The organism is Flavisolibacter tropicus, from assembly GCF_001644645.1.
GTDB lineage: Bacteria > Bacteroidota > Bacteroidia > Chitinophagales > Chitinophagaceae > Flavisolibacter > Flavisolibacter tropicus.
Genome location: NZ_CP011390.1, coordinates 226,263 through 248,514 on the forward strand (window position 1 = coordinate 226,263; position 22,252 = coordinate 248,514).

A 22,252-nucleotide genomic window follows, 5' to 3' on the forward strand; every position below is an offset into this window, starting at 1 on the left:
TTACCATTTCATAAACGCTAACTTTTTTCATATACTGAATAGCGTTAAATAGGTATTTATCACCAGTTTAAATATGATCTAATTCCTCTGATCTGCTACCTGATTTTTTATTCGCATCTACTCAATTGTATTAACTGCAAAATTAAACTGTATGTTACCCCGCCATCGATCAGTCATTACTCTAAGATCTAAAACTGGCATCCGCAAAATTTTCCAGAGCAAATGCGGTTCATTAAAAGCATCAAATGCTAACTATATTTTTAGTCTAAGTATTATGATGTTGTTTCTCTTTAGTATTCTATCTGCTAACGCACAGAATGCAATAGTTGCTGAAAATCAGAAACCGGGCAGCCCTAGTAGTGAATGGGACATAAGTGGCGCAGGTGACTTGGGCCTTCAAGGCTTTGCAACTGATATCAGCGTCAATAAAGGAGAACGCATACAGTTTAAGATCAAATCAAATACAGCTTACACCATTGACATATACCGGATAGGATATTATCAAGGCAATGGAGCTCGGAAAGTGGGAACCGGAACTATTACTGCTACTTTACCTCAAACACAACCTGCCGAATTTGAAGATCCAGTTACAGGACTTATAGACTGTGGCACTTGGCTAGTTTCAGGCTATTGGGATGTACCTACAGATGCTGTGTCAGGTGTCTATGTAGCACTTCTTAAAAGTGTGAGCTCCAGCGGTGCCAGCCATATTGTATTTATTGTACGTGATGATGCCAGCACATCTGAATTATTATTCCAAACCTCCGATGCAACATGGCAGGCTTACAACAACTATGGTGGAAATAGCCTTTATGTGGGAAATACAAGCTTACCTGGCGGGCATGCTTCAAAAGTGAGTTATAATCGGCCCTTCCTTACACGTGATGGTGGCGGTGGTGGTGGCGTGGCTGAAGACTGGTTGTTTAATGCTGAATATCCCATGATACGATGGCTAGAACGTAATGGATATAATGTAACGTATTTCACCGATGTTGATGCTGATAGACGTGGTAACTTAATAAGGAATCATAAGGTCTTTATGTCTGTTGGACATGATGAGTATTGGTCGGCCCAGCATAGAGCCAATGTAGAAGCTGCCCGTGATGCTGGAGTACATTTAGCTTTTTTTAGTGGTAATGAAATTTATTGGAAAACACGGTGGGAGCCAAGCAAAGATGGTACCAATACAAACTATCGTACGTTAGTCTGTTACAAAGAAGGAACATTGGGCGAAAACGTATGTGGAGGAAAATGTGATCCATTGCCAAATGTTTGGACTGGATTATGGCGAGATGGCTGTCAAAGTTCAGCAGCAGATGCTTGCAAACCTGAAAATGCACTTTCGGGTCAAATTAGTTGGTCCGGTGATATTTCAACAATTTTGGTTCCTGCGAAATACAAAAGTTATCGTTTTTGGAGGAACACCTCTATCGCTACCCTTGCTAATAATCAAACAGCATCACTTTCAACTAATACATTGGGTTATGAGTGGAACTATGAACAAAATAATGGAGCTTACCCAGCAGGAAGAGTAAGGCTTTCTGAAACGACCGTAAATGGCAAAACGCATAAACTATCATTATACCGCCATAGCAGTGGAGCGTTAGTGTTTGGTGCTGGAACCGTACAATGGTCCTGGGGATTAGATGGTAAGCATGACAGGGGAAGCTCTCCAGAAGATCTGGATGTGCAGCAGGCCACTATTAACCTTTTCGCTGATATGGGTGTTCAACCAGGCTCCTTACAAACAGGAGTTGCAGTTACGGCTATTACAGAGCGTGTACCTCCCACTACTGTAATAACATCGCCAGTCAATGGTGCTACCATTGCTAGTGGGGCCACACTAACGATTAGCGGTACTGCTACTGAAACTGCAGGTGTGGTGGCCGGTGTTGAAGTATCAGTAGATGGAGGTGTTACCTGGAATGAGGCCACAGGAGCTACTAGTTGGACGTACTCCTGGACAGTCGCTGGAACGGGAACATTTACTATTAAAAGCAGGGCAGTGGATGATATGGGAAACCTGGAAACTACTGAGACAACTGCTAATAAAATACAGGTTAGTACTTCGGGTACAGTTCCTCCTCCACCTGATCCTTCTCCATCGCCAATTGATGGGCCTGGTGGGCCTATATTGTTGATCACTTCAACATCCAACCCGTTTAGCCGTTATACGGTTGAAATTCTTAGGACTGAAGGTTTTAATGCCTTTGCTAATAAAGATATTTCTCAGGTAACTGCAACCGAGCTTGATAATTATGACGTAGTGATACTAGGTGAATTCACGCTGAATTCAACCCAGGTTACTATGTTTACTAACTGGGTTACGAATGGTGGAACACTGATAGCAATGCGACCTGGTACACAATTGGCCTCACTATTTGGAATAACAGTTACATCCAATACACTTTCCAATCGCTATTTATTAGTGAATACAGCAACAGTGCAAGGCAAGGGTATTGTAAACCAAACGATCCAATTTCATGGAGCTGCTACTTTATATACTCTAAATGGTGCAACTAGTTTGGCTACCTTTTATTCCTCCGCCACGGCTGCAACTACCAATCCGGCTGTTACCATTCGTAATGTAGGCAGTAAGGGAGGGCAGGCAATTGCCTTTGCGTATGACCTGGCAAAGTCAGTGATTTACTCACGGCAAGGTAATCCGGCCTGGTCAGGGCAAGAAAGGGATGGACAGGATGGACCTATTCGTTCAGATGATCTGTATTATGGTAATGCATCCTCTGACCCACAAGCAGACTGGATTGACCTTAATAAAGTATCTATTCCCCAGGCGGATGAGCAACAGCGATTGTTGACCAATATTATCATGATTGGTAATGAAGATAAAAAGCCTTTGCCGCGTTTCTGGTTTCTTCCAAGAGGATTGAAAGCCGCTATTGTTATGACAGGGGATGATCATGCTAATGGAGGTACGGCTGGCCGTTTTGATATATACAAATCAATGAGTTCGTCTAATACAGCGGATGCAGTTGCTGACTGGAGAGCTATTAGAGGTACATCCTATATTTTTCCGAATACGCCACTTACTAATAGCCAAATACAATCCTACCAGTCACAGGGCTTTGAAATAGGAGTACACATTAATACCAATTGCGGTAACTGGACGTCCTCCACGTTACAGAACTTCTACAACACACAAATAGGAGAATTTACATCCAATTTTCCGGGTGCTGCAACGATTCGTACAAATCGCACTCACTGTATTGCCTGGAGTGATTGGGCTACCCAGGCAAAAATAGAAAGTGGTAAGGGAATTCGCCTTGATGTAAATTACTATTATTGGCCAGGTCAATGGATTCAAAACCGGCCGGGGATGTTTACAGGTTCGGGTATGCCCATGCGCTTTGCTGACCTGGATGGATCTATAATTGACTGTTACCAGGTTACAACCCAAATGACAGACGAATCGGATCAAATTTACCCTGGCTTTATCAATGATATGCTAGACAAGGCGATTGGTGCTGAAGGATATTATGGCGTATTCTGTGCGAATATGCATACTGATAATGAAACTTCTACCGGATCTGATGCTATTGTTAATGCTGCATTGGATCATAACATTCCCGTTGTGTCTGCTAAGCAAATGCTTACATGGCTGGATGCCAGGAACTCATCAACGTTTGGCTCACCAGCCTGGAGTAACAATACGTTGACTTTTACGATTAATGCAGCAAGTGGAGCCAGGAACTTAGAAGCCATGTTGCCCTACAATTATGGCACATTTAGATTGAAAACGTTGAAAATTAATGGTGCTTCTCAAGCGGTTCGGAAAGAAATTATTAAAGGTATAACTTATGCCTTCTTCCCGGCTGCTACTGGTAATTATACTGCTGAATACGAAATCAATCCTTGCAGCACACCACCGACGGCTACCTTAAATGCTTCTGTAGATTGTAGCACAAAGACCATTAAGTTAAAACTAGCTACAGCTACTGGCAATGCACCTTATAACGTAGTAGTGAATAATATTACCTATTCAGGTATTACTATAGGACAGGAGTTTGGTGCGATTCAAGCTTCAGAGCAAAGTATTTGGGGCAACAACAATACTCAGTCTTCTGACTACAATGATGGACAATTGATTGAGGTAGGTGTGAAATTCAAAGCTTTACAAAATGGTACCCTAACAGGCATTCGTTTTTATAAGGGAACTTCCAATAACGGAACTCACACTGGTAGATTATACTCAGCTAATGGCACTTTGTTGACCTCAGCTACATTTATAAATGAAACATCCACCGGTTGGCAAGAAGTAAGATTTGGTTCGCCAATACCAATTACAGCAAATACTACCTATGTTGCTTCTTACTTATCACAAAACGGTTGGTATGCAGCTTCTAATAATTATTTTGGAAGTAGTTATACCAATGGCTCTCTTACTGCCTTGCAATCAGGTGGTGGCGAAGTCAATGGCGTTTACAAATATGGTGGAGGCTTCCCTACTGACACCTACCAGGGGGCAAATTATTGGGTGGATGTTCTATTCAAGCCTGATGCTTATACCTACACGCTTACAAGTATAACGGATGCATTGGACTGCAATAACACAGGAAACCTAAGTAGTGCTACCGTTTCAAAACAAGACTTAGAATCTGGCAGTCAAACGTTTTATCAAGACAGCGATGGTGATGGTTATGGAAATACGTCAGTAATACAGACAGGTTGTACGCAACCAACAGGATTTGTAGCGCAGAGTGGAGATTGCAATGATGGCGACAACACGATCTATCCGGGTGCGCCAGAACTCTGTGATGGTAAAGACAATGACTGTGATGGTCAAACCGACGAAGGCTGTCCGGTACCGATAACCTATTACCAGGACAGCGATGGTGATGGTTTTGGTAACGCCGCGGTCAGCCAGACGGGTACCAGCGTGCCAGGCGGTTATGTGGTCAACAACACCGATTGCAACGATGGCGACAACACGATCTATCCGGGTGCGCCAGAACTCTGTGATGGTAAAGACAATGACTGTGATGGTCAAACCGACGAAGGCTGTGCTATAAAAACGTATTATTTAGATAATGATAAAGATGGATTTGGTGACAGGTCAAAACCAATTAGTACAACTCTGGCAACACCACCAGCTGGCTATGTGGTAAACAGCACCGATTGTAACGATAATAATAAAACAGTTTACCCAGGTGCTCCAGAGCTCTGTGATGGACTGGATAACGATTGTGATAATGTAGTCGATGATGGCCTTCTGGTCACATACTATCGCGATGCAGATGGCGACACTTATGGGGATCCTAACAATAGCATAAGAAGTTGTTCACAACCAGCAGGCTATGTGACTAGAGCGCGCGATTGCAACGATAATAACAACACGATCTATCCGGGTGCGCCAGAACTCTGTGATGGTCTGGATAACGACTGTGATGGATTGGTAGATGAAAACACAAAGACTTTCTACCGTGATGTGGATGGTGATGGCTATGGAAATAAAAACAGTACCATTAAAGCTTGTTCTGCACCTGCGGGATATGTATCTAATAGCACCGATTGCAACGATAATAACAATAAAGTCTATCCAAATGCTCCGGAAATCTGCGATGGTATTGACAATAATTGCAACGGAAAAGTGGATGAAAACACGCTGACAACCTTCTATCGTGACGCCGATGGTGATGGCTATGGAAATAGGAACGTTACCATTAAAGCTTGTTCAGCGCCGGTAGGTTATGTATTGATGGGCAATGATTGTAATGATAATGACAAAACCATCTATCCAAATGCTCCTGAATTATGCGATGGTAAAAACAACGATTGTGATAATAGAACAGATGAAGGATGTATTGTTGCGCCTACTGCCAAGTTATCTGAACAATCTAGTTCAGATAATATAGCAACAGTACCGTCATTAGCTGTGAAGGTGATTCCTAATCCTTCATCAACCAGCTTTAGCCTTTCAATAGAAAGCCCTGAAGAAAAGCCGGCAACAATAAGAGTATTCGATGTGTTAGGCCGCGTGGTGGAAATGAAACAGGGCATCCCGGCTAATGGAACGATCCGGGTAGGACATACTTACCGGCCTGGCGTATATCATGCAGAAGTAGTGCAAGGAAGTGAGAAGGTGGTGGTAAGACTATTAAAAATTAGTCAATAGACATCTCTGAAAACCAACTATAATCAGGCGACTTTCTAAAGTCGTCTGATTATTCTGATGTAGCAATAGGGTAGTGCCTTCTCCATTTCCACAATCGGATCTATTTCAAAAAATGTTTAAAATCTTAATGGTTAAATTAACTTGTTTGTTATGAAAAGAATACTTGTATTAATAATCTGTTTTGGCAGCTTTATGACGCTATGTGCCCAACCCGCTAAAGGGAAGAAAATCAGCGAAAACGCAGGAAGGAAAGTGTTAGGATTATTCCCGGCCCAAATGAATGGACAAGGTACAAATAGTGATAAGGATAAAGTATTTGGGCCACAAAGAAATATTGGTGTTACAGTACACCGGGATTACACAAAAGGGAGTAAAAAGATGACCCTAACGCTAATAAACGAATCGCCATCACTGGCAACGGTAAATAAACTTATTGCTCAAGCAGGTTCATCTACCAATGGCAAATACCAGGTGGTTGATGTAAATGGATATAAAGCCTTAATTCAAAGTGCAAACAGTGAAAGCAATAGTCTTTATTTAGAATTGCTTTTGCCGATAAAGTCTTCCCTTTTGGTATTAAAAGGAAATGATGTTACAAAAGACAAATTAACGAATGAGGCAAGAAAAATAAACATCGCAAAAATCGCTGAGAACTTATAGTGTGAGTAAACTTGACAGATCAACATAGTGTCTTGTTTATTGTTGGATGGTAGACTTTAGAAAAACTACTAGCTGCTCTAAAGTCTATTCATTCAGAACAGATGGCATCCCATTATTCAGATAAATAGGTGGTGCTATCGAGTCGAATCAGCCATTTCCGTCTAATCATTTTTGATATCTACCTGCTTAAGTGGAAGTGGGGTATTGTATGTTTTTGCCTATAAGAAGACATACACAATACACTATTGAAAAATTACTATTCGCCATTCACGAAATATTATTAAAATGAAAACAGCTCTAATTACTGGTATTACCGGACAAGATGGTGCGTATCTCGCTGAATTACTGTTAGAAAAAGGATATTTAGTTCATGGCATAAAACGTCGCTCATCACTGATAAATACTAATCGAATCGATCACTTGTACCAGGATCCACATGAACGTAATGTTCGTTTTAAGCTGCATTATGGCGATATGACAGATAGTACCAACTTAATCCGGATTATTCAGGAAACGCAGCCCGACGAGATCTATAACCTGGCGGCAATGAGTCATGTTAAGGTGAGTTTTGATACACCAGAATATACTGCAAATGCTGATGGTATAGGTACACTGCGATTGCTTGAGGCCATTCGCATACTAAAACTGGAAAAGAAAACCAAAATTTATCAGGCGTCTACTTCAGAGCTTTATGGTTTAGTGCAGGAAGTGCCCCAACGCGAAACGACACCATTTTACCCTCGATCTCCATATGCAGTGGCTAAACTTTATGCCTACTGGATTACTCGAAATTACAGAGAGGCTTATGGATTATTTGCCTGTAATGGCATCTTATTCAACCATGAAAGCCCCTTGCGTGGCGAAACCTTTGTTACACGAAAGATCACGCGGGCGGTAGCAGCAATTGCATTGAGATTACAGGACTGCTTATTCTTAGGAAATTTGGATGCACTGCGCGACTGGGGGCATGCTAAAGATTATGTGGAAGCCATGTGGCGGATCCTTCAACAAGATACGCCCGATGATTTTGTAATAGCTACAGGGATTACTACAAGTGTAAGAGAGTTTGTAAGGATGGCATTTGCAGAAGCAGGTATAGTAGTAGAATTCAGAGGAGAGGGCGTAGATGAGGTTGGCTATGTGGTTGCCAATAATAACGACGAATATCAATTGGAGATCGGGAAGCAAGTAGTTGCTGTAGATCCTACGTATTTTAGGCCAACAGAAGTAGAACTCTTGATCGGTGATCCAACAAAGGCTAAGGAAAAATTAGGCTGGCAACCCCAATATGATTTGGAGGCTATAGTAAGGGAAATGGTAGAAGGTGATATAAGCTTATTTGCAAAGGATGGAACCATTCATTTAAGTGATATGTTATATTGAAGTTCAATGTTATAAGATAAATAGATATTAGAATATAGAATCTAATAAAATGACAAAAGGCTACTTGTAAAAAGTAGCCTTTTGTTTTGATATAACTTGATGAATGATCATTAGTTGAGCTTCGATGTCCAATAATAATTTCTGAGAAAATACAGGCGTTTAAATAATTAGTTTTAAAGAACAAATTCAATTGTTGGAATGACAATTGTTATTTATTGTAATTAACTCGTTTGTTATAAGGGTAAAAGCATTTTATGGACTCCCGAGAAACGCTACCTGTTAACGCCACTTTTATGAAGCACTTGGCAGAAGCTTATCAGGCTGGCAGTAAAGTTCATCTATTGGTTGATGATGAAGGATTGGTGAGAGCCGAGGGATTCATAAAAACAATAATTACCGATACAGCAAATTCGATTGTTGAATTAGAGGGTGGAATGAAAATAGAAGTAAGGAAGATCGTCGCTGTTAATGGGCTCTTTTTGCCGGAGTACGGCGAGTGCTAGAACACTTTGAATAATCTGAATAATTTTTAACAAGAAAGCCTTTAGCAAACTTTTACGAAGGGCAAGTATTATTGTTTAATTCGCGAAAGGATCGGCATCCATTTCCGCCTTATAAATTTTCTTTAGATGTTCAAATGCGTTCTTAAGCTTATTGAAGTTGGTTGCATCAGCTTGTAAAAAGGGAACTCTTATGGTATCGGTGCTTTCGTTCACAACTTCGCCGCCTGAGTAGCGAACAGATCGAATCCCAACTTTACCTGTCAAGTAAATAAATAAAATGCCAACGGGATCTGAACTGCTCTTAACTGGGACAATAGAAGAAATATAGGCAGGGTTAAACGAATATTTTGAATCATCGCTTTCCAGTTCAGAATCATCTGGTTTTCTAGTATAATTAACAACTACGATTGCTTCTTTTCCAGATGATACGCCAAAGGCATGATTGCTGAATACCATTTTTACATTCTTTGAGTCATGTTCAAGGTAGCGGTAATGGCCTTCTGCTTCTTTCATTTTCTTGTCGATATAAACTATTGTTTCTCTTTTGGAAAGCTGTGCTTGCCCTTGAAAGAAGGCTGTGAAAAGGAGTACGAAAAGAATAAGTTTTGGCATCTTGTCTATTGTGGTTGCTAATATATAGATTATCTCAGTACTTGTTTCCTTAAGTTGCCTTTTTCTCCTGCTTCTTCTTGGCGCAAATGTCTTGTCGGAAAGCTTGGCTTGTATAAGATTTCATTTTATGTTTCATCTATTAAAAGTGCATTAGAAAGATTCAACGAAGACCCTCGTTAGCCAAGCCAAACAAATTATTGTTAAATTGCATCTATGCAATACCGTACTAAAATGAATAAAACATTACTCAGAAGATCTGCCGTTTTGCTTTTCTTCGGTTCCATTACTTGTAGTATTACAGCGCATGCACAGAATAAAGATTCTGTATTGGTGCAACAAATTGTAAAAGAAGCAACAGAGAACTCTCAATTACAATCCTTAGGACACCAATTAGTGGATTTGATTGGTCCTCGCTTAGTAGGTACACCGCAAATGCAACAGGCAAACGATTGGGCTGTAAAGACTTATGAGAACTGGGGTATTTCGGCACGAAATGAAAAATGGGGTGAGTGGCGTGGATGGGAAAGAGGCATCACGCATATTGATTTAATATCTCCTCGTGTGAGAACATTGGAAGGTATGCAGTTAGCCTGGAGCCCTTCTACTAATGGAAAAACAGTAACTGCTGAAACCATTATTCTACCAGATGTGGCAGACTCAATTGCTTTTAAGCAATGGTTGCCTTCCGTTAAAGGCAAGTTTGTACTGATCTCTATGGAGCAACCTTCTGGTCGCCCGGATTACAACTGGGAGGAGTTTGCCACAAAGGAATCCTTTGAAAAAATGAAAAAGGAGAGAGAGGCGCAAACTGAGGCCTGGCGCAAGCGTATTAGTAAAACTGGTTTGACTGCCAAAACATTGGCGCTGGCGTTGGAGAATGCTGGTGCGGTGGGTATCATTCAATCCCAATGGAGCAGCGGCTTTGGAGCTAACAAAATCTTTGGTGCTAATACCAAAAAGGTACCAACACTTGATATTTCATTAGAGGATTACGGTTTGTTATATCGCCTAACTGAATCTGGTCAAAAGCCTAAATTAAGTGTGCGCGCAGACTCTAAAGAGAGAGGCGTGGTTCCAACCTTTAATACTGTGGCTGAAATACGCGGATCAGAAAAGCCAAACGAATATGTTATGCTTTCTGCCCACTTTGATAGCTGGGATGGCGGCGGCGGCGCCACCGACAATGGTACTGGAACCCTAGTGATGATGGAGGCCATGCGTATTCTTAAAAAGTATATCCTAATCCTAAGCGTACCATCCTGGTGGGCCATTGGGGTAGTGAAGAGCAAGGATTGAACGGTTCAAGGGCTTTTGTTGAAGATCATCCAGAGATCGTTCAAAACCTGCAGGCGCTTTTCAATCAGGATAATGGAACAGGCCGTGTTGTAAATATATCAGGCCAAGGTTTTTTACATTCTTACGAATTTATAAATCGATGGTTAACTAAAGTTCCTGCCGATATCAAAGGCCAAATACAAACATCTTTCCCAGGTACCCCTGGTGCAGGTGGTTCTGACTTTGCTTCGTTTGTAGCAGCCGGGGCGCCTGGTTTCTCATTAAGTTCTAACAGCTGGCTATATGGTAATTATACCTGGCATACCAACCGCGACACCTACGATAAAATCGTTTGGGATGATGTACGTAGTAATGCCATTTTAACAGCTATACTAGTATATATGGCTTGTGAAGACACGCAGAAGATGCCAAGAGAGAAAAGTGTATTATCTGTTAATCCTAGAACTGGGCAACCCGCAACCTGGCCAGAGCAACGTAAAGCAACACGTAAAGGTGGCTTAGACTAAATAGTATTATTAAATTTCTGATCTCAAATCTCAAACTCCATAATATCGAAAACGCCGGAATCAACTGATTCTGGCGTTTTCATTTGTATTCATGAAGTATTTAGTTTTTATTAATGATCATGCCATTATAATGATTTTAAGTATTGAACCAGGTCCTTTTTTTCCTGGTTTGATAAGTTGAGCTTAAAGTGATCATCGTAATGGTTAACCACATCTGCCAGGTTGGCAAATCGACCATCATGGTAATAGCCGCCTTTTTCTTTGGCAAATAATCCTCCTAAAGGCATTGTACGGTACTTGCCGGTAGGAGATCGCATGGCTTCAAAATCATCAATCCCCAATTCTGAACCACTGTGCAACATATTGTCAGCATACAATGGTAGCTTGTGGCAGGATGCACATTTAGCTTTTGTAAGAAATAAGGACTTCCCTTTTACAGCGGCAGAATGATCGTAGTAGCTAGAAGGTGGCTTAGGAGCGTCTATTGAGTGTTGATATGCCCGCAATGCTGGAAGTTTTGAAGTGATCAGATCAGGTGAATTGAAGACACTGTAAAAACGATTCTCTACTGCTATAGGATACTTTGCAGGATTATTCAGGCGTGGGTCTACAAATGTTCCTTTACCATGCATTTCCAGGTTGCCAACAAAGGCATTCCAATAGGATATATCGCCCCAGCCAGTATAGGTGGTTAGGTCTATATCTTTCAGTCCAAAAGCCGCGGGAATTAAGTTGGCAGCAACTTTTCCATCAGGCCGGAGAGCCTTGCCATCCATAAATAATACAGCTGCAAATTTACCCGGACCCCATTGGCTTAATACCTGCCGAAGCGTAGTTTCATCTACATGCAACAAATTGGCAATGGGGATGGCATTGTCGGTAAGTGAAATAATACCACCTACATTCAAATCACGGTTGGGCCAGCCATCTAACCTTTTGCCAATACCAGGAGCAAAGGAATTGTCAACTGTAGAATGACAGGAAGCACAGGTGATGCCAATTGATTTTAAATCACCCTTTTGGTCAAAATTACCTTTTATACCTACTACCGCATTGAGCTTTAAAAGTGCTAACGTGGTGGCGGGATCAGTAAGTTTAAGGGCACCTGAAGTAATGCCGGCTACTACGTCTGGTGGTAGCGCTTCTGCATCTACCTTCAATCCAACAGCCAATGCTGTATTTGGGCTAACACCTGGACCATAGCCTCCATTGTCTTTACCTGCAATGGCTTTGTCTAAGTGAAGCAACCCGCTCCAAAAGTCTTCATCACCAAACGTATCGAACCGAAAGATCTGCTTGCCCTGTTGCACAAGACTTGGATTATTATCCGTGTGATGATCTATCCGGTCCTCGATCTTGGAACATTGAAACATACCAACGCTGAGAATTAGAAAGGTAATGATCAATACTTGCTTCCTGTATTTCATGATAAATGAGTTTAGCGGTAAATACTGGTTCGGCGGTGATCTTATAATTATATGAGAAACAGTAAGGTGGTAGTTTTGTAATAGAGTAATTGAAATGGAATAAGGTTACAAAATGGAAAAGAAAAAAAGTGCTTCCATTTCTCTGCATAGCTTAGCTGTATTAAGTGAAACCCGTGTTGTATTAGGTAATTCTGTGAGGCCTCTAAAGTCAATAGCACAAAATGAAGGTTTATACTTTCTCGCGTGTCGTTATGCTTGAAAAAGACTGTAGGTTTATTACTACTTTTTATTTGTTTTAATGCCAATATTTAATCACTTAACTCGCCTCTCTTCCCTGAAAATTTTAATGCAGTATAGTAAAATTAAGAAAGAGCGTTCTGGTAGTTTTTAGTGGACGGTCTTGCTGAGGTTTGAGGATAAAACTGAATTGTCTAATTTATATTTCGATTTCAATTGTGCTTTAATGCACATCTCTTTACTTATTTAAACTAGGCTTGTTTTGCAACAAGTGTATAAAAAAGATCCTGTGAAAAAAGGTATTGTCTTTGAGGAAAATACCACACATAATAAAGATGAAAACGATTGTAAAATTTGATGATTCCTTAAAAAAACTTGCTTTAGAATGGCATTTGTATTGCATAGTTTTTTATAGCTTACTCATGGAAAACAGAAAGTTGACAAGTACTCATTTTTATCTTGCTATTATACTTTATTAAATCGCTTTATCAAGGAAAACAATAACTGCCGTAGGCTAACCTCTATCCGCAAACGAACCATAGAGCTATGTTGGAAAATTAATAGGCGAACCAGCTTTTGGCTATTATAAATAGAAGCAAAAATTTCTAATCATGAAGCCACAACCACCTCTACTTGCTTTAATAGCATTCCTGTTCCTTACTGCCTGCCATAAAGACGATCTCCAATTCATTTACAGTAGAGACGGCATTTATGGTGCCAATGAAGTATTTGTAATCCCCACAGGAGAGGCCGCTAAAATTTTGGGGAAATGGATGGTAAACAGCATCACTGTTAAGCACAAAATATCAACCTTTGTTCAAACGAATAACTATGTAGGTAGGCCCGTGGATTATATAGACTTTCGCACCGATGGAAAAGTGTATACGTTTACACTTAATAATAGCGATACATCAAAATACTTCGTACGCAGCGAAAAGGAAATAACTATTGACACAGACCCCGCTACTGTAAAACTCTTAACAGCTAACAAGCTGGTGCTCTACTCTTATGATGAAGTAGGTTCGCTTGGTTTTACAGAAGTAACCTATGATCTGAGAAAATAAGGTAGGATTGCTAAGTTGAAGTTTTGTAAGAGCCGTGCCTTCTTCTGGTAATTGTAATAAAGTGAGACACGACTCTGAAAAGACCGTTTTATTGTTGTACTTCTTTTAAGAAGTTGGTAATACTTTTATTCAACAAATCAGGTTGCTCAATTGGTGGCAAATGCCCGCAACTGTCCAACATTAACAGCTTAGCATGAATTAAATCTGGAATTTCTTTATCAAGCGTTAGCGTCTTGTCTTGTTTGCCCCAAACCAACAATACTGGTTTTTTAATGTTTCCCAATTTTACATATGAAGGCTTTGGATCTACAGCTATAAAGTTTCGCAGAGTAGAAAGGATAGCCGTATTGAACCCTTTGTATTGCATCTGTTCTTCAAAGTTTTCTTTATAGTTAGCTGGAATAGTGGCAGGATTTAGGAAATCGCTCGTTTGGTCGTTCGTTAAGCTTGGAACAAACCAAACCTTGTTGAGGTAGGCACCCAGGTAAGGCGTTTTTAATACACTGATATCACTGGGCTGGTTGAACGGGTCAATTAATACAACTTTATTGATCCGGTCAGGAAAGTTAGCTGCATAACCTGTTGCAATTGCGCCTCCCATAGAAAGTCCGGCAATATTTATAGGACCTTGAATGTGCAAAGCATCTAACAGATCATTGATTTGTTGATGATAAAAGTCGGCATTGTAATCGGCTTCCGGGCGATCAGAAAATCCTCTTCCAAAAGCATCATAACGTATAACACGAAAACCTGAATCAGCCAGCGCCTGGAAGTTACGATCCCAGATATAGGAGGGTACAGAGAAGCCATGTATTAACAGGAGTACAGGTCCGTTAGCCGGGCCAGCCATTTCATAATGGGTTACACCCTGTGGCAGTTTTACAAAGCTGCCTTTCATTCCTTTACGGGTTTGATCATTTAAGGATAATTGCTCCTTAGAGCGTGCAAACGGCAGTATCACCAGGACTGCTACTAAAAGAACAAGAAATGTGTAAAGAATTGTTTTAAGTTTCATGGTACGAATGATAATCTTTGAGAGGGAAAAGTATGCAAAATACGATAGTGAAACAATTTTAAAGGTCGTCACTAAAAGTTGATAGAGTACCCTAGTGTTCGAATGTTTTAGTAAAGTACAACCATCAGACCTAGAAACGAGTTCAGGTTGACAAAAGCAAGAGGCGTTAAGAATAGCAGTTTGGTTGAGAACGAAGGCGTTTACCAGAAACCAGAAACATGCAATCTGAAATATTCAAATCAGAAATCAGGCATACCACATCAGCCATTTCCTCTGTGTCCCTTCGTGCCTCTTTGCCTCTGGAGTTCAAGAAGCCTGAGCGCTCCCCTTTAGGGGCTGGTGGCGTGCTGAGCTTCAACTGTAGCCACTTTTAATTAACACACCTTTCTAAAAGAATAGTTGCATTCCGGGATAAAACGTTGTTACTTTTACGAACAGTGTTCTATAAAATAACGGTATGGGAATAACGGAGCGCCGATTGAAACAAAAAGAAGAGCTGAGATCCCGCATTCTTGCTACTGCCTGGCAAATGGTTAAGGAGGATGGATGGCAATCGCTGTCAATCCGAAAGATCGCTGACGCCATAGAGTACAGCGTCTCTGTTATTTATGAACACTTTGAGAACAAAGAAGCCATTTTGCAGGAATTTGGAAAAGAGGGCTTTGAATTGTTGGCAAAAAAGGTTCACCAGGCCAAAGCCAAATTTGAAGACCCTGCTGAACAATTGAAAGCCATAGCGCTTGCTTACTGGAACTTTGCTTCTAAAAATAAAGAATACTACCAGTTGATGTTTGGACTCGGTATACCGAGTTGTGAGTTGGAAAAATGTCTGCCCGAAAGAACCAACTTGCGAGAAGCAGTAATAGCACCCATTACAGAGCTGATGCAAAGAAGTAAAAAGCAGGCAAATGCCGATCCCTGTCTAAAATACTATACTTTCTGGTCCGTACTCCATGGACTCAACTCCATTAAAATGATGGATGATACCAGCGTGTCAAATGAGATAAACAAGTTGGTAATGGAAGACGCTATTGCAGGGTTTATAAAGAACCTGAGCTGAATTTACTATTTGTAACTTGCAGCCCCAAGGCTAGTGGCCTTTCTTGAATGCATTGCTATATGAAGTTTAGCCTGATTACCACTACAATAAGTCGTTTGTGGTAAAAGTGATTACTAAAAAAATTAGCATTTTTATGCTGGTTGAATTAGTTAATCTGTAATTTAGTCCTTCGTTATTTAAACTGTGTGGCAGCATTCGCTAGCCTTTTCTAAAATCCTTCGCCCAAATATTATTTATACGCAAGATTCTTTCCTCTGGAAACATCCGGACCGTTTATTCTTAACTAAAAAGCTGTAATGCTTTTAAACCGTTTGGACCATGATTGAATGCAAAACCAATAAAAAACTTCTGTGGCTTTTGGAACGGGCTGGCCGTAAGTATTTCCTTTTTGTCACGGTCTTCATCGTTTTTATAGTATATGGCTGTGGCTCATCCTCAGGTAAAGAGGGCATGCCACAAGCCCCGCCGCCACAAGAGTTGCCAGTTGTTACGGTAGGCATTGCGCCTGCTACTACCTACCAGGAATTTTCAGCTTCACTGGAGGGAATTAAGGACATCGAGATCAGACCACAGGTAGAAGGATACTTAGATCGCATTTTTATAGACGAAGGGGCTCATGTCAAACAAGGGCAGGTGTTGTTCCATATTAACGATAGGCCATATCATGCACAACTCGAAAATGCTAAGGCTTCATTAGCAGCTGCCCGTGCCGATATGGTTAATGCACAGATTAATGTCACCAGGCTTACACCATTGGTAGACAATAATGTGATCTCTGATGTGCAATTGAAAACGGCAAAGGCCTCTTATGATGAAGCCAAGGCAAGGGTAGCACAGGCACAAGCCTTAGTGAATAATGCTGAAATTAATTTGGGATATACATCAGTAAAAGCACCGGTGCAAGGTTATGTAGGAAGAATTCCTTTAAAGATCGGTAGCCTGGTAGGTGTCTCCACTACAGAACCATTGACAGTGCTTTCTGAAATAAGGGAGATCTATGCATATTTTTCTCTGAGTGAAAATGACTTTCTCCAATTTAAGAACCAGTACCCCGGTACAACAGTAGAAGAAAAGATCAAGCAAATGCCACCTGTTGAATTGGTGCTGGCCGACGGTAGCACCTATCCACAAAAAGGAAAAGTGCAGGTTGTATCCGGACAATTCAATAATAGTATGGGGGCCATTAGTTTCAGGGCCAGCTTCTTAAATCAGGATGGCCTGTTGCGTTCTGGCAATACGGGCAAAATACGTATACCTCGCACCGTTACTACGGCTGTTTTAATACCACAGGAGGCAACCTTTGAGTTGCAGGACAAGGTATTTGTTTTTGTTGTAGGAGATAGTAATAAAGTAGCCAGTGTGCCCATTGTGGTAACGGGAAGCAGTGGCAATTATTATCTGGTCGACAAAGGAGTGAAAGCCGGCGATAAGATTGTTTACTCCGGAACTGACCGGCTTCAGGATGGAGCTGTGATTCAACCGCAACTGATATCCATGGACAGTCTGTTGAAGAAAAAGCCGCTATAATTATTTGAGAATGGCCAATTACCATCCATACACAAGCAGTATAGTAACGGACCGCCAGCTTATGAAATAGTTCTTGTATCAACGTGAGTAATGATTCAACTATTATTTCATTACTGGTAGCTGGTAAAAAACAAAAAGCTCATGTTAAAGCGATTTATTGAACGGCCGGTTTTGTCAACCGTTGTTTCTATCATCATTACCTTATTGGGATTATTATCTCTGTATACCTTACCTGTCACTTTATTCCCAGACATTGCCCCACCCACCGTACAAGTTACTGCCAGCTATCCGGGTGCAAATGCTGAAGTAGTAGCAAGAGCGGTGGCCACACCACTAGAAGAAGCCGTTAATGGCGTAGAAAATATGAGCTATATGACTTCTACTTCCAGTAATGATGGCTCCATGGCCTTGAATGTATTTTTTAAGGTCGGTACTAACCCCGATCTGGCCGCAGTGAATGTGCAGAGCCGTGTGTCAAAGGCAATCAGCCAGTTGCCTCCTGAAGTAGTGGTGGCAGGTGTTTCCACACAAAAACAACAAAACAGTATGATCATGGTTCCCCTCGTGTACAGCACCGATTCTGCTGCCTATGATGAAACTTTTTTACAGAACTATGCTAAGATCAATATCATTCCAGAGTTGCAGCGTATACCGGGCGTGGGACAGGCCGTAGTGTTTGGTGCTAAGGATTACTCCATGCGCATCTGGCTCAAGCCGGATCGTCTAACGGCAAATAATCTTTCAACACAAGATGTACTTAAAGCCATCCAAGAGCAAAACCTGGAAGCAGCTCCAGGTAGGTTTGGTCAAATGAGCACCGCCTCGTTTGAATATGTGTTGAAGTACAAGGGTAAATTTTCCAGGAACCAGGATTATGAGAACATCATTTTGAAGTCGGATGTAAGTGGGGCAGTAGTTAGGTTAAAAGACGTAGCACGCATAGAGTTTGGCGCCTTTGCCTATAATGCCAACACACACATTGCCAGCTACCCAGGTATTGGCATCGCACTGTTTCAAACGGCGGGTTCCAACGCCAATGATATTCTTACCGAAGCTAATAAGGTCATGCAGCGGGCAGCAACTACTTTTCCCAGGGGCATTAAGTATTTTAATATCTACAGCGCTAAGGAGTTCCTTGATGAATCTATTGGGCAGGTATTGGAAACCTTGTTGATTGCCTTTGCACTGGTATTCCTAGTGGTGTTTCTGTTTTTGCAAGATTTCCGCTCTACGCTTATCCCGGCCATTGCTGTACCCGTTGCTATTATTGGTACGTTCTTTTTTATGCAGGTGTTTGGTTATACCATCAACCTGCTAACGTTGTTTGCGCTTGTGCTGGCCATCGGTATCGTAGTGGATGATGCCATCGTGGTGGTAGAAGCAGTGCACTCTAAAATGGAGCGTACAGGACTACCGGCCAAGCCGGCCACCATTCAAACCATGAACGAAATCTCCAGTGCTATTATCTCAATCACCTTGGTAATGGCGGCCGTGTTTGTACCCGTTGGGTTTATGCAGGGGCCCGCTGGTGTGTTCTATAAACAGTTTGCCTTTACGCTAGCCACTGCCATATTGATTTCAGCTGTAAACGCATTAACGCTGAGTCCCGCATTGTGTGCGTTGTTTTTAAAAACGAGTCACAGTGATCCTGCTGGCAATACGGCAAGAAGGCAAGGATGGGCAAGGCGGTTTGGTAATGCGTTTAATTCAGGCTTTACCTCCATGACCAACAGGTACACCAGGAGTATTAATTTTTTGATTAAACATAAATGGGTGCCCATTATTGGATTAGTGCTCGTGACACTAGGTGCATTCTGGCTGGCAAAGAAGACGCCCACCGGATTTATTCCCACAGAAGACCAGGGCTTTATTGTTTTTTCCGTCAACCTTCCGCCCGGTGCTTCGCTTGATCGTACACAGAAAGTAATGGATAAGATCGATGCCTTGTTAAACGAAGTACAGGCTGTGGAAAGAAGGGGAACCGTAACGGGCTTAAACATTGTGGCCAATGCCATTAGTTCCAATTATGCGGTGGGCTTTATTCGCATGAAGCCGCATGGCCAAAGAGGGCCTGTTGATAATGTAGAAGGAGTGATGGGTGTCATCAATCAAAAACTGAGTGTGATCAAGGAGGCAAGTATTTTTCTTTTCCAGTTTCCTACCGTTCAGGGTTTTGGTAATACCAGTGGTTTTGAGTTCATTCTGCAGGATCGGAGCAGTGGTGCCTTGGATAAACTGGCCGGAACGGCCTATGGTTTTATTGGAGAATTGATGAAGCGGAAAGAGATCGCCTATGCCTTTACCACGTTCAACACTGGTAATCCGCAATACATGTTGCATATAAATGAAGCCAAGGCTGAACAGTTAGGCGTATCCGTGAGTAATGTGCTACAAACCGTGCAGGTCTACTATGGAAGTAGTTTTGCCTCTGATTTTAACCGCTTTGGCAAATTCTACCGGGTCATTGTGCAGGCCGATGTGCCTTACCGCGCAGAGCCGGCTTCTCTAAATAATGTTTATGTGAAAAACGATAAGGATGAGATGGTGCCGATAAATACGATCGTTTCGCTAGAAAGAGTATATGGCCCGGAAACGGTTACACGAAACAATCTGTTCAATGCTGTTACTATAAACGGTATGGCCAAACCGGGTTATAGCTCCGGCGATGCGATTGTAGCCATAAAAGAAGTCGCACAAAACTATTTGCCTCGCGGCTATTCGTATGAATGGTCTGGCATGACGCGAGAAGAAATAGGTGCCGGCTCACAAACCACATTGATCTTTTTACTGAGCGTAGTATTTGTATATTTCCTGCTGGCCGCACAGTATGAAAGTTATGTGTTACCGCTGGCTGTGATACTAACAGTGCCAACCGGTATATTGGGAGTGTTCGGCATCATTAACCTTAGAGGTATTGATAACAATATTTATGTGCAGATAGGATTGATCATGCTGGTGGGATTGCTGGCCAAGAATGCCATCCTGATTGTTGAATATGCCGTACAACGTAGACGGTCCGGAATGTCATTATTAGACTCTGCGCTGGAAGCCGCGCAACTGCGCTTGCGCCCAATTCTTATGACCTCGTTTGCCTTTATTGTAGGCCTGCTGCCCTTAACCTGGGTAGAGGGCGGATCGGCGTTGGGCAACCACTCCATTGGCACAGGAGCCATCGGTGGTATGTTGGCTGGCGTGCTACTGGGCATATTCATCATACCCGTTTTGTTTGTCATCTTCCAATACCTGCATGAAAAAGTAAGTGGTCAAAGAGTACAAACGGATGCCGCTACTATGGATCATTTGGCTGAATAAGTTTTGTAAGCAAAAAGAAGAAGTTATGTTACAAAAGAATATCAGGATACAATACATCATTTTTTCCTTGCTGATTATTTGGTTTACAGCATGTAGGGTAGGGAAGAACTATCAGCGTCCGGAGCTTGAGTTGCCCCAGCAATTCCAGGCGGTCAGCTTTGCCGATACCAGCAGTATTGCCGACATTGACTGGAAGGCCTTCTTTACCGATGTAACACTGCAACAGCTAATTGAAAAGGGGCTTGCCCATAATCATGACCTGCTTATTGCTATCAAGCGCATGGAAGTGGCAAGGCTCCAATCCAAACAGGCCGAGTTGCTCCAGTTGCCAGATGTAAACCTGCAGGTAACGGCTCAGTACAACCGGCCTTCTGACAATAGTCTTAATGGTATTAGTGCTAAGAGTTTTTTAGGAAAATCGCATATTGAGAACTACAACGCTATTGTTGCCTTGTCTTGGGAGGCAGATATATGGGGGAAGATACGCCGGCAGCAGGAGGCCGCACTGGCCAGGTATCTGCAATCCTATGAGGCGGTAAGGGCTGTACAAACACAACTGGTTGCCAATATTGCGCAAGGGTATTTTAACCTGCTGATGCTGGACCGCCAACTGGAAATTACGCGTGTCAACCTGGCCGTTAATGATTCTTTTGTAACAGCCACCCGTTTGCTACGTAATGCCGGTATAGGAACATCGCTGGCCGTGCAACAGGCAATAGCGCAACAACAAACGACAGCCTTGCTTATACCAAAGCTGGAACAAAGCAGGGCGCTCGAAGAAAATGCCTTGCAGATACTCACAGGTAGTCTGCCCGGTAAACTGACACTGAGTGCAACAATGCAGGATTATAGATTGCCGGAAAATCTTTCAACGGGATTACCAGTAGCTATGGTGAGCCGAAGACCCGATGTGCGGGCCAGCGAAATGGCCTTGGTGGCAGCCAATGCTGAAGTAGGTGTTGCGCAAGCCAATATGTATCCAGCGTTGAATATAACAGCTGGCGGCGGTCTGGAGTCATTTAAATCAAGCAATTGGTTTAATATTCCTAACTCCTTGTTTGGATTAGCTGCCGGTAGCATTGCGCAACCTATATTCAACAGGAATGCTTTAAAAACACAGGCGGCTGTAGCCGGCCAGCAAAGAGAACAGGCCGTCATTGAGTTCAGACAAACGGTGTTAAGGGCTACTGGAGAAGTTTCAGATGCGTTGATACAATTAGAGCAACTAAAAAAACAGCAACAGATAGCCGCAGACCAGGTTGACACGCTTACCCATGCCGTTTTTAATGCCCAACTATTATTCAAAAGCGATATGGCCAACTACCTGGAGGTGCTCCTTGCGCAGGGCAGTGTCATAAGGGCCCAGTTGGAACTGGTAACCATACGGCGGGATCAGATGGGGGCAGCCGTTGAATTATACCGTTCGTTAGGAGGGGGGTGGAAGTAGGTAAATAATTATAGTTAAAGTACATAAGGCTGTATATAAGCAGTAAATGCAGTAACGGGATAATGTAGTC

General features: G+C 42.1%; 14 protein-coding genes. 11 read left to right on the top strand and 3 right to left on the bottom strand.

Annotation, left to right across the window (positions count from 1 at the left end):
* The first annotated feature begins 274 nt into the window (after window positions 1-274).
* From SY85_RS00865 to SY85_RS00880, 4 genes are all read left to right on the top strand, one after another.
* Complete coding sequence (locus tag SY85_RS00865; protein ID WP_148661091.1) at window positions 275-6,133, top strand: N,N-dimethylformamidase beta subunit family domain-containing protein; 5,859 nt, start codon at window positions 275-277, stop codon at window positions 6,131-6,133.
* Between the two features lie 150 nt (window positions 6,134-6,283).
* Window positions 6,284-6,793 (top strand): hypothetical protein, encoded by a 510-nt coding sequence (locus SY85_RS00870; protein WP_066401343.1) that lies wholly within the window; start codon window positions 6,284-6,286, stop codon window positions 6,791-6,793.
* A 285-nt stretch (window positions 6,794-7,078) separates the two neighbouring features.
* Window positions 7,079-8,176, top strand: a complete 1,098-nt coding sequence (gene gmd / locus SY85_RS00875; RefSeq protein ID WP_066401344.1) for a GDP-mannose 4,6-dehydratase — start codon at window positions 7,079-7,081, stop codon at window positions 8,174-8,176.
* A gap of 254 nt (window positions 8,177-8,430) precedes the next feature.
* A complete protein-coding gene (locus SY85_RS00880) occupies window positions 8,431-8,679 on the top strand; it encodes a hypothetical protein (protein ID WP_066401345.1) in 249 nt (82 codons plus the stop codon).
* A 75-nt stretch (window positions 8,680-8,754) separates the two neighbouring features.
* Here the strand turns inward: SY85_RS00880 and SY85_RS00885 are convergent, their stop codons facing one another.
* Entirely contained in the window at window positions 8,755-9,291 is a 537-nt protein-coding gene (locus tag SY85_RS00885) for a hypothetical protein (RefSeq protein ID WP_066401346.1), read from the bottom strand.
* Window positions 9,292-9,504: 213 nt separating this feature from the next.
* Between SY85_RS00885 and SY85_RS26065 the strand changes: the two genes are divergently transcribed.
* Together SY85_RS26065 and SY85_RS25815 are read left to right on the top strand one after the other, a co-directional pair.
* A complete protein-coding gene (locus tag SY85_RS26065) occupies window positions 9,505-10,587 on the top strand; it encodes a M28 family peptidase (RefSeq protein WP_250647448.1) in 1,083 nt (360 codons plus the stop codon).
* Window positions 10,554-11,093, top strand: a complete 540-nt coding sequence (locus SY85_RS25815; RefSeq protein ID WP_250647449.1) for a M28 family peptidase — start codon at window positions 10,554-10,556, stop codon at window positions 11,091-11,093. The genes SY85_RS26065 and SY85_RS25815 overlap by 34 nt, the downstream gene beginning before the upstream one ends.
* A gap of 125 nt (window positions 11,094-11,218) precedes the next feature.
* Here the strand turns inward: SY85_RS25815 and SY85_RS00895 are convergent, their stop codons facing one another.
* Window positions 11,219-12,520 (bottom strand): hypothetical protein, encoded by a 1,302-nt coding sequence (locus tag SY85_RS00895; protein WP_066401347.1) that lies wholly within the window; start codon window positions 12,518-12,520, stop codon window positions 11,219-11,221.
* A gap of 848 nt (window positions 12,521-13,368) precedes the next feature.
* Between SY85_RS00895 and SY85_RS00900 the strand changes: the two genes are divergently transcribed.
* Window positions 13,369-13,821 (top strand): hypothetical protein, encoded by a 453-nt coding sequence (locus SY85_RS00900; RefSeq protein WP_066401348.1) that lies wholly within the window; start codon window positions 13,369-13,371, stop codon window positions 13,819-13,821.
* Between the two features lie 88 nt (window positions 13,822-13,909).
* Here the strand turns inward: SY85_RS00900 and SY85_RS00905 are convergent, their stop codons facing one another.
* Window positions 13,910-14,836 carry an alpha/beta fold hydrolase gene (locus tag SY85_RS00905; RefSeq protein WP_066401349.1) on the bottom strand — a complete coding sequence of 309 codons (927 nt, stop codon included), beginning with the start codon at window positions 14,834-14,836 and terminating at the stop codon, window positions 13,910-13,912.
* A gap of 457 nt (window positions 14,837-15,293) precedes the next feature.
* On the opposite strand from SY85_RS00905, the gene SY85_RS00910 reads away from it, so the two are divergent.
* The 4 genes from SY85_RS00910 (at window position 15,294) to SY85_RS00925 (ending at window position 22,182) form a co-directional block, all read left to right on the top strand.
* Window positions 15,294-15,896, top strand: coding sequence for a TetR/AcrR family transcriptional regulator (locus tag SY85_RS00910; RefSeq protein WP_066401350.1), 603 nt, complete (start codon window positions 15,294-15,296; stop codon window positions 15,894-15,896).
* A 318-nt stretch (window positions 15,897-16,214) separates the two neighbouring features.
* On the top strand, window positions 16,215-17,423 hold the full coding sequence (locus SY85_RS00915) for an efflux RND transporter periplasmic adaptor subunit (RefSeq protein ID WP_082886247.1): 1,209 nt from the start codon (window positions 16,215-16,217) through the stop codon (window positions 17,421-17,423).
* Window positions 17,424-17,564: 141 nt separating this feature from the next.
* Complete coding sequence (locus SY85_RS00920) at window positions 17,565-20,735, top strand: efflux RND transporter permease subunit (RefSeq protein WP_066401351.1); 3,171 nt, start codon at window positions 17,565-17,567, stop codon at window positions 20,733-20,735.
* A 25-nt stretch (window positions 20,736-20,760) separates the two neighbouring features.
* Window positions 20,761-22,182, top strand: a complete 1,422-nt coding sequence (locus tag SY85_RS00925) for an efflux transporter outer membrane subunit (RefSeq protein ID WP_066409191.1) — start codon at window positions 20,761-20,763, stop codon at window positions 22,180-22,182.
* Window positions 22,183-22,252 lie beyond the last annotated feature (70 nt).

Excerpts from the sequence above, each read along its gene's own strand:
- SY85_RS00865 (WP_148661091.1), top strand. The coding sequence starts at position 275 with ATGATGTTGTTTCTCTTTAGTATTCTATCTGCTAACGCACAGAATGCA.
- SY85_RS00870 (WP_066401343.1), top strand. The coding sequence starts at position 6,284 with ATGAAAAGAATACTTGTATTAATAATCTGTTTTGGCAGCTTTATGACG.
- gmd (WP_066401344.1), top strand. The coding sequence starts at position 7,079 with ATGAAAACAGCTCTAATTACTGGTATTACCGGACAAGATGGTGCGTAT.
- SY85_RS00880 (WP_066401345.1), top strand. The coding sequence starts at position 8,431 with ATGGACTCCCGAGAAACGCTACCTGTTAACGCCACTTTTATGAAGCAC.
- SY85_RS00885 (WP_066401346.1), bottom strand. The coding sequence starts at position 9,291 with ATGCCAAAACTTATTCTTTTCGTACTCCTTTTCACAGCCTTCTTTCAA.
- SY85_RS26065 (WP_250647448.1), top strand. The coding sequence starts at position 9,505 with ATGCAATACCGTACTAAAATGAATAAAACATTACTCAGAAGATCTGCC.
- SY85_RS00895 (WP_066401347.1), bottom strand. The coding sequence starts at position 12,520 with ATGAAATACAGGAAGCAAGTATTGATCATTACCTTTCTAATTCTCAGC.
- SY85_RS00900 (WP_066401348.1), top strand. The coding sequence starts at position 13,369 with ATGAAGCCACAACCACCTCTACTTGCTTTAATAGCATTCCTGTTCCTT.
- SY85_RS00905 (WP_066401349.1), bottom strand. The coding sequence starts at position 14,836 with ATGAAACTTAAAACAATTCTTTACACATTTCTTGTTCTTTTAGTAGCA.
- SY85_RS00910 (WP_066401350.1), top strand. The coding sequence starts at position 15,294 with ATGGGAATAACGGAGCGCCGATTGAAACAAAAAGAAGAGCTGAGATCC.
- SY85_RS00915 (WP_082886247.1), top strand. The coding sequence starts at position 16,215 with ATGATTGAATGCAAAACCAATAAAAAACTTCTGTGGCTTTTGGAACGG.
- SY85_RS00920 (WP_066401351.1), top strand. The coding sequence starts at position 17,565 with ATGTTAAAGCGATTTATTGAACGGCCGGTTTTGTCAACCGTTGTTTCT.
- SY85_RS00925 (WP_066409191.1), top strand. The coding sequence starts at position 20,761 with ATGTTACAAAAGAATATCAGGATACAATACATCATTTTTTCCTTGCTG.